The organism is Deltaproteobacteria bacterium, assembly GCA_018668695.1.
GTDB lineage: Bacteria > Myxococcota > XYA12-FULL-58-9 > XYA12-FULL-58-9 > JABJBS01 > JABJBS01.
This window is the reverse complement of the sequence record JABJBS010000403.1, coordinates 1-14696: the sequence shown is the minus strand read 5'-3', so window position 1 is coordinate 14696 and position 14696 is coordinate 1. Positions and strand designations below refer to the sequence as shown.

14 protein-coding genes are annotated in these 14696 nt (G+C 50.0%); 8 read left to right on the top strand and 6 right to left on the bottom strand.

Annotation, left to right across the window (positions count from 1 at the left end; genetic code table 11):
* On the bottom strand, positions 1-744 hold a 744-nt coding region (locus tag HOK28_24010), incomplete at its 3' end, for a hypothetical protein (GenBank protein ID MBT6436175.1).
* Positions 745-996: 252 nt separating this feature from the next.
* Between HOK28_24010 and HOK28_24005 the strand changes: the two genes are divergently transcribed.
* Complete coding sequence (locus HOK28_24005) at positions 997-1458, top strand: GatB/YqeY domain-containing protein (GenBank protein ID MBT6436174.1); 462 nt, start codon at positions 997-999, stop codon at positions 1456-1458.
* On the opposite strand, the gene HOK28_24000 is transcribed toward HOK28_24005, so the two are convergent.
* Positions 1447-2103, bottom strand: coding sequence for a CoA pyrophosphatase (locus tag HOK28_24000; protein MBT6436173.1), 657 nt, complete (start codon positions 2101-2103; stop codon positions 1447-1449). The genes HOK28_24005 and HOK28_24000 overlap by 12 nt on opposite strands.
* A 100-nt stretch (positions 2104-2203) precedes the next feature.
* Here HOK28_24000 and HOK28_23995 point away from each other — a divergent pair, with 100 nt between their 5' ends.
* The 6 genes from HOK28_23995 (at position 2204) to HOK28_23970 (ending at position 8926) form a co-directional block, all read left to right on the top strand.
* Positions 2204-3502, top strand: a complete 1299-nt coding sequence (locus HOK28_23995) for a hypothetical protein (protein MBT6436172.1) — start codon at positions 2204-2206, stop codon at positions 3500-3502.
* Positions 3503-3511: 9 nt separating this feature from the next.
* Positions 3512-4753 (top strand): nucleoside:proton symporter, encoded by a 1242-nt coding sequence (locus tag HOK28_23990; GenBank protein MBT6436171.1) that lies wholly within the window; start codon positions 3512-3514, stop codon positions 4751-4753.
* A 158-nt stretch (positions 4754-4911) separates the two neighbouring features.
* Entirely contained in the window at positions 4912-5748 is an 837-nt protein-coding gene (locus tag HOK28_23985) for a ferritin-like domain-containing protein (protein MBT6436170.1), read from the top strand.
* A 16-nt stretch (positions 5749-5764) separates the two neighbouring features.
* A complete protein-coding gene (locus tag HOK28_23980; protein ID MBT6436169.1) occupies positions 5765-6652 on the top strand; it encodes a hypothetical protein in 888 nt (295 codons plus the stop codon).
* A 132-nt stretch (positions 6653-6784) separates the two neighbouring features.
* Positions 6785-7861, top strand: a complete 1077-nt coding sequence (locus HOK28_23975) for a hypothetical protein (protein ID MBT6436168.1) — start codon at positions 6785-6787, stop codon at positions 7859-7861.
* Positions 7862-7930: 69 nt separating this feature from the next.
* Positions 7931-8926, top strand: a complete 996-nt coding sequence (locus HOK28_23970; GenBank protein ID MBT6436167.1) for a zinc-binding dehydrogenase — start codon at positions 7931-7933, stop codon at positions 8924-8926.
* On the opposite strand, the gene HOK28_23965 is transcribed toward HOK28_23970, so the two are convergent.
* A complete protein-coding gene (locus tag HOK28_23965) occupies positions 8923-9648 on the bottom strand; it encodes an MBL fold metallo-hydrolase (GenBank protein MBT6436166.1) in 726 nt (241 codons plus the stop codon). The two genes, HOK28_23970 and HOK28_23965, sit on opposite strands and share 4 nt — an antisense overlap.
* 10 nt (positions 9649-9658) lie before the next feature.
* Positions 9659-11218 carry a hypothetical protein gene (locus HOK28_23960; GenBank protein ID MBT6436165.1) on the bottom strand — a complete coding sequence of 520 codons (1560 nt, stop codon included), beginning with the start codon at positions 11216-11218 and terminating at the stop codon, positions 9659-9661.
* Between the two features lie 229 nt (positions 11219-11447).
* Between HOK28_23960 and HOK28_23955 the strand changes: the two genes are divergently transcribed.
* Positions 11448-12692, top strand: coding sequence for a cysteine desulfurase-like protein (locus tag HOK28_23955; protein ID MBT6436164.1), 1245 nt, complete (start codon positions 11448-11450; stop codon positions 12690-12692).
* Here HOK28_23955 and HOK28_23950 read toward each other — a convergent pair.
* Positions 12689-13795 (bottom strand): response regulator, encoded by a 1107-nt coding sequence (locus tag HOK28_23950; protein ID MBT6436163.1) that lies wholly within the window; start codon positions 13793-13795, stop codon positions 12689-12691. The genes HOK28_23955 and HOK28_23950 overlap by 4 nt on opposite strands.
* A 116-nt stretch (positions 13796-13911) precedes the next feature.
* Positions 13912-14696, bottom strand: a 785-nt coding sequence (locus tag HOK28_23945; GenBank protein MBT6436162.1) for a fused acetyl/propionyl-CoA carboxylase subunit alpha/methylmalonyl-CoA decarboxylase subunit alpha, incomplete at its 5' end; no start/stop codon positions are given.

Here is a 14696-nt window from a genome sequence, read left to right as displayed (position 1 = left end):
TGCGATGACCTTTTTGTTTTCTTTGCGAGCGCCACAAAACGGTCTTAAATGTACCTGAGCACGGCGACGACCTTCCGATGCCAAAACAGCAGCTCGCTCTGTCGAATCGGCCAAAATTCCCAGGTGCAACTCTTGCAAATAACCAATGGTCGGGATGTCACTTACAAACTGAGTTCGCTTCTTAAACACTCGAAACGGTACAGTTAAAAGACTGGTAAACGAGCGGTGCCCGACCAACGTGAGCAGCATGGTGAATGGCGTTCGGTACGGACGTGAGAATACAACATGGGTATAAGCCGCATGGTCCAAAACAGGCGCGTCCAAATGACCGAGTTCTTTCATCAGACTGGCAATCTCAGCGCTGTCTTCCGGTCCAAAAGTAACCTGCTGATGTCCGCGGAAATTTGTCGATTGGCGACTCGCCAGTACACCCAACGAACACTCTTCAAAGAGTTCCTGCTCTGTAGGGCCTTCGCACTCAACAAAGGCTGAGGGTCTCTCTAATGAAAGTAAAGTTAAAGCCTCGTCAACTTCGCTCTCGGTTAGTGGCATACGCTTTCGGTAACCTATGGGAGAGTTCGACTGCAGCCCATCTGGTAAAGTGTAACGATTCTTTCGCTCTCCAGGCGCCGCAAAGCTAGCCAGGCGCTTCACCCGCTCTTCTTGAGCCGGTGGCTGAATCTCGGTTGGGTATAGTTCCTTAGGCTTCACATCCGTCTTTAGCGCTGTTCCCAATCCTGTCATCTGATTCTCCCCTGGTGTGCGATTTTTAGTTGCTCCTAAGTGAAAGGGTCAGAGCGCGCAAGACCAAATCGTATGCTCTCGATCGAATAATCATGAGTAAAAACAGGTGCGTAGAAAGTTTCACACTTGTTTAACTCTCTTCATAATCAAGAGAGGACCCCACATCTTAGAGCGGCAATTGACCCCCCGCTGCTCAGAGGTTAATGCATCAACTCAAAGACCCTTGAGAATCTTGTGAAAAGGAAACCTCCCATGAGCCAAAGCATCGATGACCAACTCAAAGACCAAATGAAAACCGCTATGAAGGCCAAAGACAAGCAGACTCTCGGCGTCGTTCGAATGGTCCGCGCCGCAATGCAAGAGCGCATGAACCAGCCCAATGGCCCTCAAGAAGCCACAGACGCAATCTGGCAAGAAGTCATCGCGGCATACATCAAGCGCATGGGTAAAGCGGCAGAAGAGTACAGAAAGACCGGAGAGCAAGGTGCGGCCAAGCTTGCGGAGCTTGAATTTGAGATCAACTACCTCAAACCTTTCCTACCGGCTCAAATTGAAGGTGCCGAGCTCGAGGCCATCGTCAAAGACGCTGTTTCGAAAACCGGCGCATCGAGCATGAAAGAAATGGGCAAGGTGATGGGCTTTGTGATGAAAGACAACAAGGGACGAGTCGACAGCAAGGCAATTAAAGAAATCCTTCAAAGCCTACTCGGCTGATACCTTCGTCGATTTCACAATATCGTCCCAGGTGTAGGGGCCCTTTTCCATGGGCGGCAACTTTAGGCTCAAAACGGGCGCACAAATTGTCAGCAACTCATAGAGCACGTAAGCCGTTGCTCCAAACATCAACCGATTGGCCAACTCAAACACGGGCGACAGTGCTTCGGAACCATTATCGTCCCAAGCCAGGGCATTGATCCGAGGTCTACCAAGAAGCTCCCGCATCGACACCGGTAGGACGGCGACCAGCTCAGATCCATCTTCCACCGGAACATCATTCCCGATGAGTCCTACGAAAGGTTCCAGACGATAATTCGAGGTGTAAAGCGGCATAGAGGACAGCCGTCCCAGTATTTGAACGTCTGAAATACCCATCTCCTCTGAAGCCTCCCGCAAAGCAGTCGCCTCGAGGCCCGTATCTTCTTTTTCAGGTCGCCCCCCCGGAAAACAAATTTCTCCCGCGTGATTCTCTAAACCTCCCGACCGCAGGCCAGCATAAACCATGATGTCATTGGAAACTTGCATCGGTATAAGGACGCCGCAACGAATATCATTCGTCTGCCCCCGAAGAGCAGGCCATTCACGCCAACTATAATTCTCTAACTGAGCAACGAGCTGAGGAACGTATTTTTCTTTGCTCATACCAGTAGCTCCTGAGGGGTTCTTTACAATCAAACTTATGTTATGAGAAACCATCTTTCCAGACGCGTCCACCGTTATTACAAAAGGACACAGCCTTCTTATGATAAGTCGCCTTTTTGTCTTTGTTCTCATGGCCTCGCTCACAAGCACTCCAGCTCTGGCTGGAAGCCTTTCAAGTCTTACCGCTTACAGTGCACGCTACTTCGGGAGCCTTAACCGTCACGCATCCATCGATGCCGATGCCGGACCCTACAACCTTGCGGGGCAGGCTTTTGGTCGAAAAGGGTTTTCGGTGATGGCTGCGAACCAAACTTGGTTTCGCTTGGAACGATTAAGTTTTCGCGCTACGCCTGATTTGGAACGAACCAATTACGATGCAACCAACGGGGTACCAGCTATCCCGACCCTCAACATCAACTACAATCATGGTGATTGGGGCGTGTATTTCTATGGCGGTGTACCGGCAGGTGGTGGTGCTGACTTCAAAACAGGTCACCCTCTCTACGTCGAATTCGAAGACCTCGCCCTCGATGTGGCCCGGCAACTTGCAGTCGATTTAGATATTCCTCCTGAAGCTATTACTGATGTAAAAGCCCAGGAAGGGGGCCGCGTCACAGCTACCGCAATGATTATTGGCCTCACATTTGGCGGTTACTACAAGCCAACAGATTGGCTCTCTATTGGCGCAGCCGTTCGGTATGTAGATGGCCAATACACTTATACAGCCAACAACACATACGACATCATCAATGAAGACCTGGGTGTACTCCAGGAGTATCCAGCAGTCGTTGATACAGTTCACAATGCCAGCGGTGTTGGTTTTATGTTGGGTATGCACATCCAGCCCACCCCAGAGCTTAATATAGGTCTTCAATACCAGTCGAATACCAAACTAAAATACATCTTCAGCACTGCCGAAGATTCGACCGGGCTCTACCCCGATGGCGACGGCATACGTAAAGACATTCCACCCGTGCTTGCCATGGGCGTAAGCTACGACCTTACAGAAAACCTTCAGGTCGCCTCTTCTTGGGCCATCTATTTCAACAAGTTTTCCAAACAAGGTCCGAATGCCGCCGGAGGAAAAAATACCGACAACTACCGCAACGGCTGGGAAGGCGGGCTGGGCATTGAATACCGAGTGCTCAAGCCACTCACGCTTCGCACGGGCTTTCTATTCAACCGAGCAGCACACACCCAACAAGCGCTGAGCTCGCTCAGTTGGTCTTTTGACCATTTCTTGGTGGGCACGGGGCTTACATGGCACTGCCTTGATTGGATGGACTTTACAACCGGGTTCTCTCAAATGATTCCTAACGGTGGTCTCAATGAAGATGAGTCCATCGAGTTTTATGTACGACGAACCGCACTCGCTGTTGAGCTAGACTTTTACTTCTAGGGCATACTTATGTTTCAAGGAATCTTAGGCGTTGTAGCCTTTATTGGCTTTGGCTACCTAATCAGTGAACATCGAAAAGCGATTGCGTGGCGAGCTATTGTCGCTGGCCTCACGGTGCAAGTTCTACTGGCAGCTCTCTTACTTAAAGTTCCCGTATTTAAGAGCATCTTCATGGCACTTAACGAAGTTGTCTTAATGCTAGATAAAGCCACCAGCGCCGGCACCTCTTTTGTGTTTGGTTACCTCGGAGGCGGCGCCCTTCCGTTCACGGAACCCTTTCCCGGCAGCGCATTTATTCTCGCATTTAAAGCCTTACCCTTGGTCCTGGTGGTGAGCGCGCTCTCTAGCCTCTTATTCTATTGGCGGGTCATCCCTGCGGTCGTTGGGCTCTTTAGCAAAGCACTCACCAAACTCATGGGCATCGGCGGCGCATTAGGGCTGGGGGCTGCCGCCAATATTTTTGTTGGTATGGTTGAAGCTCCACTTTTCATTCGCCCTTACCTAGAGCGCATGACTCGAAGTGAGATTTTCACAATCATGACCTGTGGTATGGCTACAATTGCCGGCACGGTTATGGTGCTTTATGCCAATATTCTCACACCCATCATGCCTGATGCTATGGGCCATATGCTTACGGCTTCCATCATCAGTGCCCCCGCTTCTATCCTCGTTGCAATTTTACTCATCCCCGAAACCGAACCCACCACCCAAGGTGACCTTATCGATCCCATGCCAGCCACAAGCGCCATGGATGCCGTCACTCGAGGCACCACATCGGGGCTTGGCTTGCTTTTAAATATCATCGCCATGCTTGTTGTCCTGATTGCTTTGGTTGAACTGGCCAATCTCATTTTGGCACTCTTGCCGAATATCGAAGGTTCTCCCCTAAGCCTTCAGCGGGTACTGGGTTGGATCATGGCACCGGTGGTTTGGCTCATGGGTGTACCCTGGCAAGAGGCCCATACGGCTGGAATGCTGATGGGAACAAAAACAGTACTCAACGAATTCATAGCCTACCTAGATATGGGTAAGCTTGCTCCGGGAAGCCTCAGTGAGCGAAGTAAGATTATTATGACCTATGCCATGTGCGGCTTTGCCAACCTGGGCAGCCTGGGCATCATGCTTGGTGGGCTCTGCACGATGGCACCAGGGCGACGAGAAGAAATTGTAAACCTGGGTGGTAAATCCATTCTTGCAGGTACCATGGCCACCTGCCTTACCGGCGCTATCGTAGGCATTCTTTACACGTAAAACTGTTTCCATTCGTAGACAGCCAACGCTCAAGACAACACCCTGATACAAACGGCCTCTCCTGGTTAATCTTTACCCAAAATTTCACTATTGTTATTAATGGCTTAGAATGAATCCGTCATGTGTGCTGATGGCATACAACCTGCACGGAGTTCACTATGCTTGATTTATCAAATGGTCCTCGACACCTCGCCACAATCCATCATCGATTTACCGATGAAAGCCTGGATGACGATTTACACATCCGTGCCTTCAAAGCCTTTGATGCCAGCCAATATACCACCCGTGAACTTCACCGCGGACGCCGAGCTTGGGAGCTTCGCACACTCGATGAGTATCGTTCCCAGGTAGCTTTTACAGAAATGCTCTCGGAAATGACCGAAATCGGACTGCCCTTTGATATCCTCGGAGCTGGCATCCGCATTGTTCGTGACGAAGCTCGGCATGTTGAACTTTGCCGAAGAATGGTCATCGCTCTTGGGGGCGACGGCGTCATTAACAAAGAGCCAACCTTCGTCCGCTCGAATAAAAAGCTTTCACCACGAGAACGCATTTTACGATGCGCGATGGGTTCCCTTTGTATTGGTGAAACTATCTCAGTGAGGTTGCTTGCCGCAGTTCGTGATGAGGCCAAAGACCCTCTGGCCAGAAGCGTTTTACAACAGCTTGTCGAAGATGAGTCTATCCATAGCCGCTTCGGATGGCGCCTTATGGAACATCTTGCCCCCACGCTCACCGCTAAAGAGCACAAGGCTCTCACTAAGCTTCTCCCTCGGTACCTCAGGTCTGCAGAAAAGTCGGTAGAGAGTTCCGCCAAACCCGCCCCAACCACAGAGCGTCCATTGGTGACAGGACCAACCATGCCCTTTGGCTCACTGCCGGCTAAACAACGTCGGGGAATTTTTTACAAGAGCATCCAAGACGATGTGATTCGACGATTCGAAAAATCAGGATTTAAAGCGAATGAGGCTTGGGAGAAACGCCCACAGTCTTAACCATAAGAGGTTCATTATGAAAATTTTTAAATTAATTGTTTCAAGTATTTCTGTCGTTATTGCTGGAGGCCTTATTTTAGCGGGTTGCAGCGGTAATATCAGCATCTTAGCCATTGTGCTTGGCTACCTACTCGCCACAGGTGCCGCTTTCACACTCAGTGGTTGTGGTGACGAGGATACGGGACCCGAGATGGTCACCAACCCTGTCCCTCAAGACCTCGATGACGATGGGTTTAACGAATACGATGACTGCGATGACTCAGATGCCAACATCAATCCAGATGCCGCAGAGATCTGCGACGATGCAAAAGACAACGACTGTGACAACCAAATCGACACAGCCGACTTGGACTGCGAAGAAATCGTGACCAATCCCGCTCCAGAGGATTATGACGAAGACGGGTTTTACGATTACGAAGACTGTGATGACCGCAATGCCGATGCTAACCCAGATGAAGTTGAAGATTGCTCCGATGGTATCGACAACGACTGCGACGACCTAATCGACGAAGCCGATCCAGACTGCGAGGAAATCGTCATCAATCCGGGACCTGAAGATATTGATGGCGACGGATACGTTGGCGACGAGGATTGTCTCGAAGGAAATGCAGACGTGAACCCCGATGCGGTTGAAGACTGCTTCGACGGTATCGATAACGATTGTGATACCTTTACAGATGAGGCCGACGATGAGTGTCCAGAAATCGTTGTGAACCCAGCTCCCGATATTGATGGGGATGGTTACGTTGGTGATGAAGACTGCCTGGAAGGAAACCCTGACGTGAACCCCGATGCGCTCGAAGACTGCTTTGATGGCCTGGACAACAATTGCAACCAGCTGGTCGATATGGAGGATCCGGAGTGCGCCGATATCATTACCAATCCTGCTCCTGATGACTTCTAGGAAACCTTAGAGCACATTCTGATGCTCATCTCATCAACAACGTAGGCCGATGTAGGATATCCTACGAATTTCCAGAAGGACCAAAATCGGGTATACTCAAGAGTGGAAGGTTTCATCCTTGGAGGTACCCGAATGAAACGCTGCTTTGTTACTGGCTTCATCACCGCTCTCACCATGTCTCTCCTTCTGGGCATTGGCTGCTCCGGCGAGTCCGTGGAACTCAGTCATTTAGAACCGAGCCAAGTTGATGAGACACAGGCAGATTGGGTTCGTGTAGACGTAGGTCTCTCCACCTCTCACCCATATGAAAAAAACCAACTGGAAAATTGGGAACTCGAAGCACCAGAGCAAGCCCGTGGTATCCGGATTCACTTCAGCGAGTTTGAAACAGAACTCAACCAAGATTACTTCGTCCTGGGCGAGCATGTTTATCACGGTGACCTCGGAACCTTCACCACGAATGTAGCACCTGGTAACCTTGTACCTGTGCAGTTCTCCACCGATGCAAGCAACAACCTTTACGGCTATGATATCGATTACTACGAATACCTCATGCCGCACACTGCTTTAAAAGCTCATTCTACCCACGCAAAAATAACGACGTTGCGTTCAGACCGAGCAAGGCTAACTCTTGGCTTACCCCATCCGACACAACCAAAATTAAATACCCCGCTTATCCCCGCGTCCAACCGGTTTAAAGACTCACACTATGAAGAGCTTATTGAGCACGATTTGGTTTACCGCTGCTGGGCGTATATCTCTCTTGGCACCAGCGTACCGGGACCGCTCACGCTCACCATTGCTCCTACTTCACTCTTTACGCTCCATCACATTCAAGACGTCAATTCGAGCTATGCAAAAGCAGTCGACACTAAAAGTACATTCAATGGCAAAAGTATGACCATGCGCATGGACTTTAAGAACGTCGATATGGGGATTCATGTAGATGCGAAGGTAATGAAGACACGCACTTTCAAAACCGCAAACGGAATGCTCAAGGTCAGCACCAAGTCCATAAAGGGAGGGTTTGGAGCTTGGAAACTGACCCATTTTAATCATCCTCGTCAGCATGCGAAGACTGCTCCGCGAAAAATGAAATCAAAAACGCCTATCATCAAACTGAATAAATTTGATTCAATTTCTAAGTCGCTCAAGCATTCTACCTCCATTCAATTCAAATCCTTCCGAATCAAAAGTATTAAAATCTAATCACAACCAAGCCTCAGCAAGCGCTTGAATAGGCTTGTTCTTCACCCTCCTCTGGTGCAGTGTCTTTTTATGCACGCACTCACACTACTCGAAATTGGTAAGCCTTTTGAAATTCAACCACAGGTACTTCCTCAACTTGCTCCTGGCCACGCGCGGGTTCAAATCAAAGCGGCTGCGCTGAATCGGCGAGATTTCTGGATTACTCAGGGGCAATACCCTGGCATTGTTACGCCCATTGTTCTGGGAAGCGATGGATGTGGTGTTGTTGAGAGTGTTCATGGTAAGGCACGCGATTGGGTCAACAAAGAAGTCATCATCAACCCGAGCCTCGGCTGGGGTGATAATCCTGCCTACCAAAGCGACGACTTTTCAATCCTTGGCCTACCACAAAATGGAACGCTCGCATCTTTCGTGGATGTTCCCCTTGAGAACCTCTTTGAGAAACCAGCCCACCTCACACACGCCCAAGCAGCGGCACTGCCTCTGGCCGGCGTCACCGCTTGGCGGGCATTGGTCACCCGCGGCCGGTGCAAGTCTGGTGACACTGTACTTGTGTCGGGGATTGGAGGCGGTGTTGCCCTTTTCACGATGCAATTTGCCCTAAGCATGGGCTGCCAAGTCGTGGTGACCAGCAGCAACCCCGCTAAACTCGAAAAAGCTAAAGAGCTGGGTGCTCATGACGGTATTCTCTACACGGGAGAGAATTGGCGGAAGACGCTTTCTAAAAAATACCCTCAGGGGTTCGATGTGATTGTAGACGGAGCCGGGGGTGATGGCTTTGGAGACTTGGCGCGGCTACTCGCAAATGGTGGGCGCCTCGCTTTTTATGGCGGTACTCGTGGTAAGTGGCCGACTATCTTACCTCAGCATCTTTTCTTTAAGCAGGTTGATATTGTGGCCAGTACAATGGGTTCTCCTGAAGACTTTAAAGCGATGCTCAAACAAGTCTCTGAAAAAGAACTCGTACCCGTCGTCGATTCTGTCTTTGATTTAAAAGACAACGCGGAGGCGTTTAAAAAGCTTGAATCAAGTTCTCAATTTGGGAAAATTGTTTTATCCGTTTAAGCGTGTGAGACTCGGTTGCTACCGCCACAGACATCAGGCGAAGCTTGTAAATCGAACCGAACTCTTTCAAAAGCAGACCCTTCAACAACTTTTCCGTGCCCCGGATAAATCATGCGAGGCTCCATATCCAAAAGCTTTCTCGCGCTCGCCATAGCTCTCGGTAAATCTGCTGTATACACAGGGTGAGGGCCCTGAGGAGTGCCAAAACTGGTAGTGAGCGTATCACCCGTCATCAAGGCTCCGGTTTGAGTGTTCCATAGAGAAAGGCTACCTGGACTGTGACCGGGGGCATGGACAACTTGCCAATGAGACCCCATCACATTCTCTCCAGAATCCAAACTGCGAACATTCTTAAATGCAGGTGGGCTTAAAAAAGTGTCGTCCAGCTGCTCAAGCACTTTACCCATGATGCCTTTACCATAACCAGGCATCTCATATTGCCCCGCAAGATAAGGTACCTCTTCACGGTGCGCCAAAAGCTCGAGACCCATCGACTGCAGCGCCGCAGCACTGCCCGTATGGTCAATATGGTTGTGAGTGAGAACGATTCCGCGCAAGGTATTGCGCCCAATGCCTTCTGCACGAAGCCGCCATAATATCCATGGCCACATTGCCGGTAGGCCCGTATCCACAAGAAGGTGCCCGTGGGGGGTCGCAATCACAAAAATATTGATATGCGACCCCAAAAACGGGAGATGGATAACACGGTCGGCTTCAAGCAAAACGACTACCTTAGAAGCTGTAGGTCATACCCAGAGCGATATCCAGGGCATACCAATCATAATCAATGATGAACGGCGTCTGAGCCATTTGCATAGCTGCTTCTGCTGTAGCTGTCTCTTCAGCAGTCGTTGCGCTGTCTACGAGTTCTTGAGCACCTGCAAGAGCAGCATCGGCTGCCAATGTTCCGCGTAAATCACCGCTGCTCGTTGGTAAGTAACGAGCAAACGTGACACCAAGCGTAGCAGTCATGGATTCATTAATCTGCCAAGTTGCACCCGTTGCTACAGATACAGCATCGTTGTTCCAGAATAGGAAGCTAAGTGACTCATGTGTTGAGCCCATTTTCGCATACATGCCGCCCAGACTGACCAAGAAGTCATCTACGCTCACTTCAACAACGAGGCCAGTTTCCCAACCGTCGGTGTACAGGTCGCCTTTTGGGTTACCGAAGTTATCTGAAGACGGGCTCGGTTCAACGCCCCATTTAGCCATCTTGTTGAAGAAGTATGAAAAAGAGCCTTCAACACGAACCATATCATTGACGACGTAAGAGGCGCCCAAAGAGAGCTGAGCCGGGATATCCGTTCGGACAGTACCCTTATCAAAGTCGTTGCTTTCTAATTCATAGAGAAGACGAGATACATCGCGTACGCCTTCTTCATTTGCACAAATACCATCGTTGTTCGTTGATATATCTGCGCTACCATCTTCTAACTCAGCATACGCTGGGCAATCTGGGTAAGTACGTGTGAAATTCATATTCGTTTGGTGAATATATTGAACCGTTAAGTCCAAACCTTCGAGAGGAACAAAGTGCATGCTAATAAGTGGGCTAAAGCCAATAGCCGAGGCATCAGAGTTTACAGCAATATTCACGGGCTGGCTCAGTGCATATCCAGCGCTTGTTGGATCATTAGCAAACGCGTCCGCCAGGATGGTACCTGTCTCAGTGAGCTCAAATTTATAAGTTGCGTTACCCACAGTCTTCATTGAGCCCATGGTCACACGTCCACCTATGGAGAAAGAAAACCAATCTGTTGGAGCATAAGCTCCCGCCAGAGTAAGCCCGATAAACTGCGAGGTTCCCTTAACCGACGCTGGGCCATCTACCGTTGCACCGCTTGCAACTCCCGGAACCGCGCTGTTGGCAATATTCGCCACACGTCCACCATAGGCCGTAAATACAGGGTGACCATCTTTAAAGTGTTTGGAACCGCCGCCTGAGGGCACACCAAAATGCAAGCTTGCCGCGAAGTCTCCAAAACTGTAGACCGCTGAAATATTCGGATAGAGAAGGACCGGATCATTGGCTGCATAGTCAATGCCGTTGTTGGTCAATGTATCGCTCTTGATAATGAACTGATTACCAAACCCGAGATGCCAACCATCTTTCAAAAATGTTGTTCCCGCCGGATTGTAAACCGCAGCATCTACGTCTTTTGATGCAGACCGGTGAAGAGAACGGATGGCTTCCGCACTGTGATTTGTTCTATTACCAAGATTGCCCGCTAAAACATCGCCACACATCAGAAATGTGAGGCCTATAACTACCCATCGAAGATTCCGCATTTAAATTTCTCCACTGCGTGTTTATTGATCCGGACAGCTCTATTAGCTGTCTCATCGCACCGTCTGAGTACACTGTCACCCAGGTAAAATCATGGAATAATTGAAAGATTATTCCCCCGGTCAATCATCCCTCCATATTCTCTGCTTGCCAACCCTTGACGCAAGATAGCCAATTGGTAGACCGTCCTTGCCGCATCGCGTACTACACATCGGAAAGCTTGAGGTTGCTATGCACACTCTACCCCTGCAAGATATAATTCGCTCACAATTCCCAGGGCTTACGAGAAAATTGGGAGATAAAACCGTCGTATTTTTCGATGGTCCTGCTGGCTCCCAGGTTCCGCAAAGCGTCGCAGATGCGGTCAGCCATTATATGCTTCACACCAACGCCAATGGCGGTGGTTTCTTTGCCACAAGCCTTGAGAGTGATGCCCTGATGGAAGAGGCGCAAGTTGCCGCGGCTGGTTTTTTTGGAGCGTCAGATCCCCATGAAGTCATTTTTGGTCCCAATATGACCAGCCTCACTCTCAAATTGAGCCGCGCCTTAAAAACACAATGGCAACCAGGTGACGAAATTATCCTCAGTTCATCGGAGCACGATGCAAATTTTACTCCCTGGGTAAAAGCGGCAGAGTCAAAAGGCGTTGTGATCAAGACCATCCCGCTCAAACAAGAAAATTGTACGCTTGATCAAGAGGCCTACCTTGAACTTCTAGGCCCTAAAACGAAGCTGGTGGCCGTGGGTCTGGCTTCAAATGCTACAGGGACTATTCACCCCATTGCCAAAATGGCTCATGCTGCTCATCAGGTAGGTGCTCAATTTTTCGTGGACGCCGTTCATTATGCACCGCATGGGCTCATCGATATCGAAGAGCTTGGTTGCGACTTCCTCATCGCCTCCGCTTATAAGTTTTTTGGCCCGCATGTGGGTATGCTCTGGGGTAAACGACAACTCCTTGAAAATCTTCCTTCAGAAAAGCTCAGACCTTGCGACGACGGTCTTCCATGGAGCTTGATGTCTGGTACACCCAATCTAGAGGGTATTGCGGGCGTGAAAGCCGCCATAGAATACATCGCAAGCTTAAGTGGCTTAGCTTCAGAGGAGCCGCTTCGTGCTCATCTTAAAGCATCTTTCGCGGCCATCGAGTCACATGAGAAAAAACTCTTAGAGCGGCTCATGCTTGGACTGAAAGAAACCAAATTCAAAATTCTGGGTATTCAAGAAAAAGAACTGATGAATCAAAGAGTCCCAACGCTTTCATTGGTTCACCCGACCCAAACCACTGAGCGCGCCGCCAAGTACTTGGCCGAACAAGGCATCTTTACCTGGTCCGGTAATCATTACGCGGTGCCATTTACTGAAGCGATGGGTATTGAACCAGAGGGAACGCTTCGCGTGGGACTGCTCCACTACAATACGGAGCAAGAAGTTGACCGGTTGTTGGTAGCCCTCAAAGAGCTGGATAACGTTTAAGAAAAGCGCTCATCAAGTGCAATGATGGCTTCGGAAACTGTGCGGTGCACACTAAACCCACTGCCGACTTTATGGTTCTTAATTACAGACTCCAGTGAATCGGGGCCCACAATTCTTGGTTCAAGGCCGCGGCCCTCCGCCTCTTTCAGCGGACCCACAATGGCATCGATCAATCGGCTGGTTAACGGTGCCTTTGAAACATCAAAAACAACACAATCAAATTGAGCATCCGCTACTTGATTCACTGCTTTTCGCATCAACTCAGGCATCGGCTCAAAGTAAGTCATCTCTAAAGAGCCGCCCGGCTGTGGAGGCGACAACTCAATCACATAATCCTCAATGTCCAGAATCTTCGGTATCTCGGGATCTGTGTCCAATACGCCGCTTACCTGAGACTTGCTCAACGGTTTAAGTAGAAAGCCGTCAAACCCATCGGATACGCAGCGTGTACCAGGGTTGAGTTCACTTCTCAGATACACCACGTGAATCGAAGCGGAGGGTTGAACGGCCCGAAGCTCTTTGAGAAGGGGCAGCACATCAGTTGGCGGATGGAGAGACCCTAGAATAATTCGGTCAAAGCGCTGGTCGGCGCATATCCGCTCGGCATTGCGCTTACCGGAGCAACATTCCAAGTGAATATTCCCGGGAACCATCTTTCGGACTTCTTCAGCAACGCGTTCTCGACCCACAAATAGCGCGGCGAAGCTCATCGAGTTTTCTTGAACAGCTGGAGATGGCCCTCCCAACACAAAGGAAATCTTCGCTAAAAGCTCTTCTTTATTGATGGGTTTGACGATGAATTCATTCACCCCATGCTTCATGCAGCTGGCAATCACGGCAGACTGGGTAATACTCGTAATCAAGATAACTTTGGAGTCCATGCCCATCCGGCGCATTTGAGCCAACGTCGCCAGGCCATCCATACGTGGCATTACCATGTCGAGGAGAATCAAATCGGGTTCATTCGCGCTTAAAAACTGCAAGGCTTCCACACCGTCGCTGGCCATCGACGTGGCGTAGCCCTCCCCTTCGAGAATATCTGTAAACAGCTTTCTCGTGTGACGACTGTCGTCGACGATTAATATGTGTACCTTATCCGCCATGAACGAATCCGACTTAACTATATCTTGGGCCTTACAGCAAATTTAGACGTACTACCCGGTACGAATCCCTAAGCTTTAGTCTAACACGGATCCAATGGTATTCAACTTACTCTTATTTAAGCACTTGCGGTCTCTGCTAAATAGCGCTCGAGGCCCTCACTCAGCTGGCGGTGCAACTGAGTTCGAAGCTGGTCAGGATCGACAATCCCGGAGAGAGAGCCTACTTCCATCGCACGCTCAACCGAGTGGACAGCATCAAACTCAGCGGCCACTTTACCCTGAATCTCGGCTTCAACCTCTTTATGAAGTGCTGCAAACTCCGCCTGCTCTGAAGCAGTTCGGAGAGTTCGGTCGCTGAGTCTAGCGGTCGCTTCCTGGATACGTGCATCATCCCGAACACGTTTTTTCACCAAGCGAGGGAAAACAACTGCAGCAGCGGGACCACCGCCGATAACACTGGCATAGGAGCCTTTCACGGCCACCGCAGTAAGTCTGTCGTTAAGGGCTTGTGAGAAAACCACATAAGCCCCACCGTGGTAGCGAGAAATGACACAAAAGATAATCGGACCATCGAAGTTTACAACCGAACGTCCAATTTCTGCCCCGAACTCCAGCTGCTGACGCCGCATGGACTCCGGAGAACCGTCAAAACCGGACAAGTTGGCCAGGACCAAAACGGGCGAGACCCCACTGGCTGACTGAATCGCTCGAGCAACCTTGCGCGAAGACTGCGGAAAGAGCGTTCCACTGGTCCACTGATCCGGCCCATCAATCGGACGGCTTCCGCGGCGCTGAACGGCTTTTGACTCAATACCGATACAAGTCAGAGGACATCCACCAAGCTGGCCGTGGTAAACCACTGCACTTTCACCGCCATCTAGATCCTTCCAGCGCTCCAACG

Coding starts and splice junctions, on each gene's coding strand:
- HOK28_24005 (MBT6436174.1), top strand. CDS start 997: ATGAGCCAAAGCATCGATGACCAACTCAAAGACCAAATGAAAACCGCT.
- HOK28_24000 (MBT6436173.1), bottom strand. CDS start 2,103: ATGAGCAAAGAAAAATACGTTCCTCAGCTCGTTGCTCAGTTAGAGAAT.
- HOK28_23995 (MBT6436172.1), top strand. CDS start 2,204: ATGATAAGTCGCCTTTTTGTCTTTGTTCTCATGGCCTCGCTCACAAGC.
- HOK28_23990 (MBT6436171.1), top strand. CDS start 3,512: ATGTTTCAAGGAATCTTAGGCGTTGTAGCCTTTATTGGCTTTGGCTAC.
- HOK28_23985 (MBT6436170.1), top strand. CDS start 4,912: ATGCTTGATTTATCAAATGGTCCTCGACACCTCGCCACAATCCATCAT.
- HOK28_23980 (MBT6436169.1), top strand. CDS start 5,765: ATGAAAATTTTTAAATTAATTGTTTCAAGTATTTCTGTCGTTATTGCT.
- HOK28_23975 (MBT6436168.1), top strand. CDS start 6,785: ATGAAACGCTGCTTTGTTACTGGCTTCATCACCGCTCTCACCATGTCT.
- HOK28_23970 (MBT6436167.1), top strand. CDS start 7,931: ATGCACGCACTCACACTACTCGAAATTGGTAAGCCTTTTGAAATTCAA.
- HOK28_23960 (MBT6436165.1), bottom strand. CDS start 11,218: ATGCGGAATCTTCGATGGGTAGTTATAGGCCTCACATTTCTGATGTGT.
- HOK28_23955 (MBT6436164.1), top strand. CDS start 11,448: ATGCACACTCTACCCCTGCAAGATATAATTCGCTCACAATTCCCAGGG.
- HOK28_23950 (MBT6436163.1), bottom strand. CDS start 13,795: ATGGCGGATAAGGTACACATATTAATCGTCGACGACAGTCGTCACACG.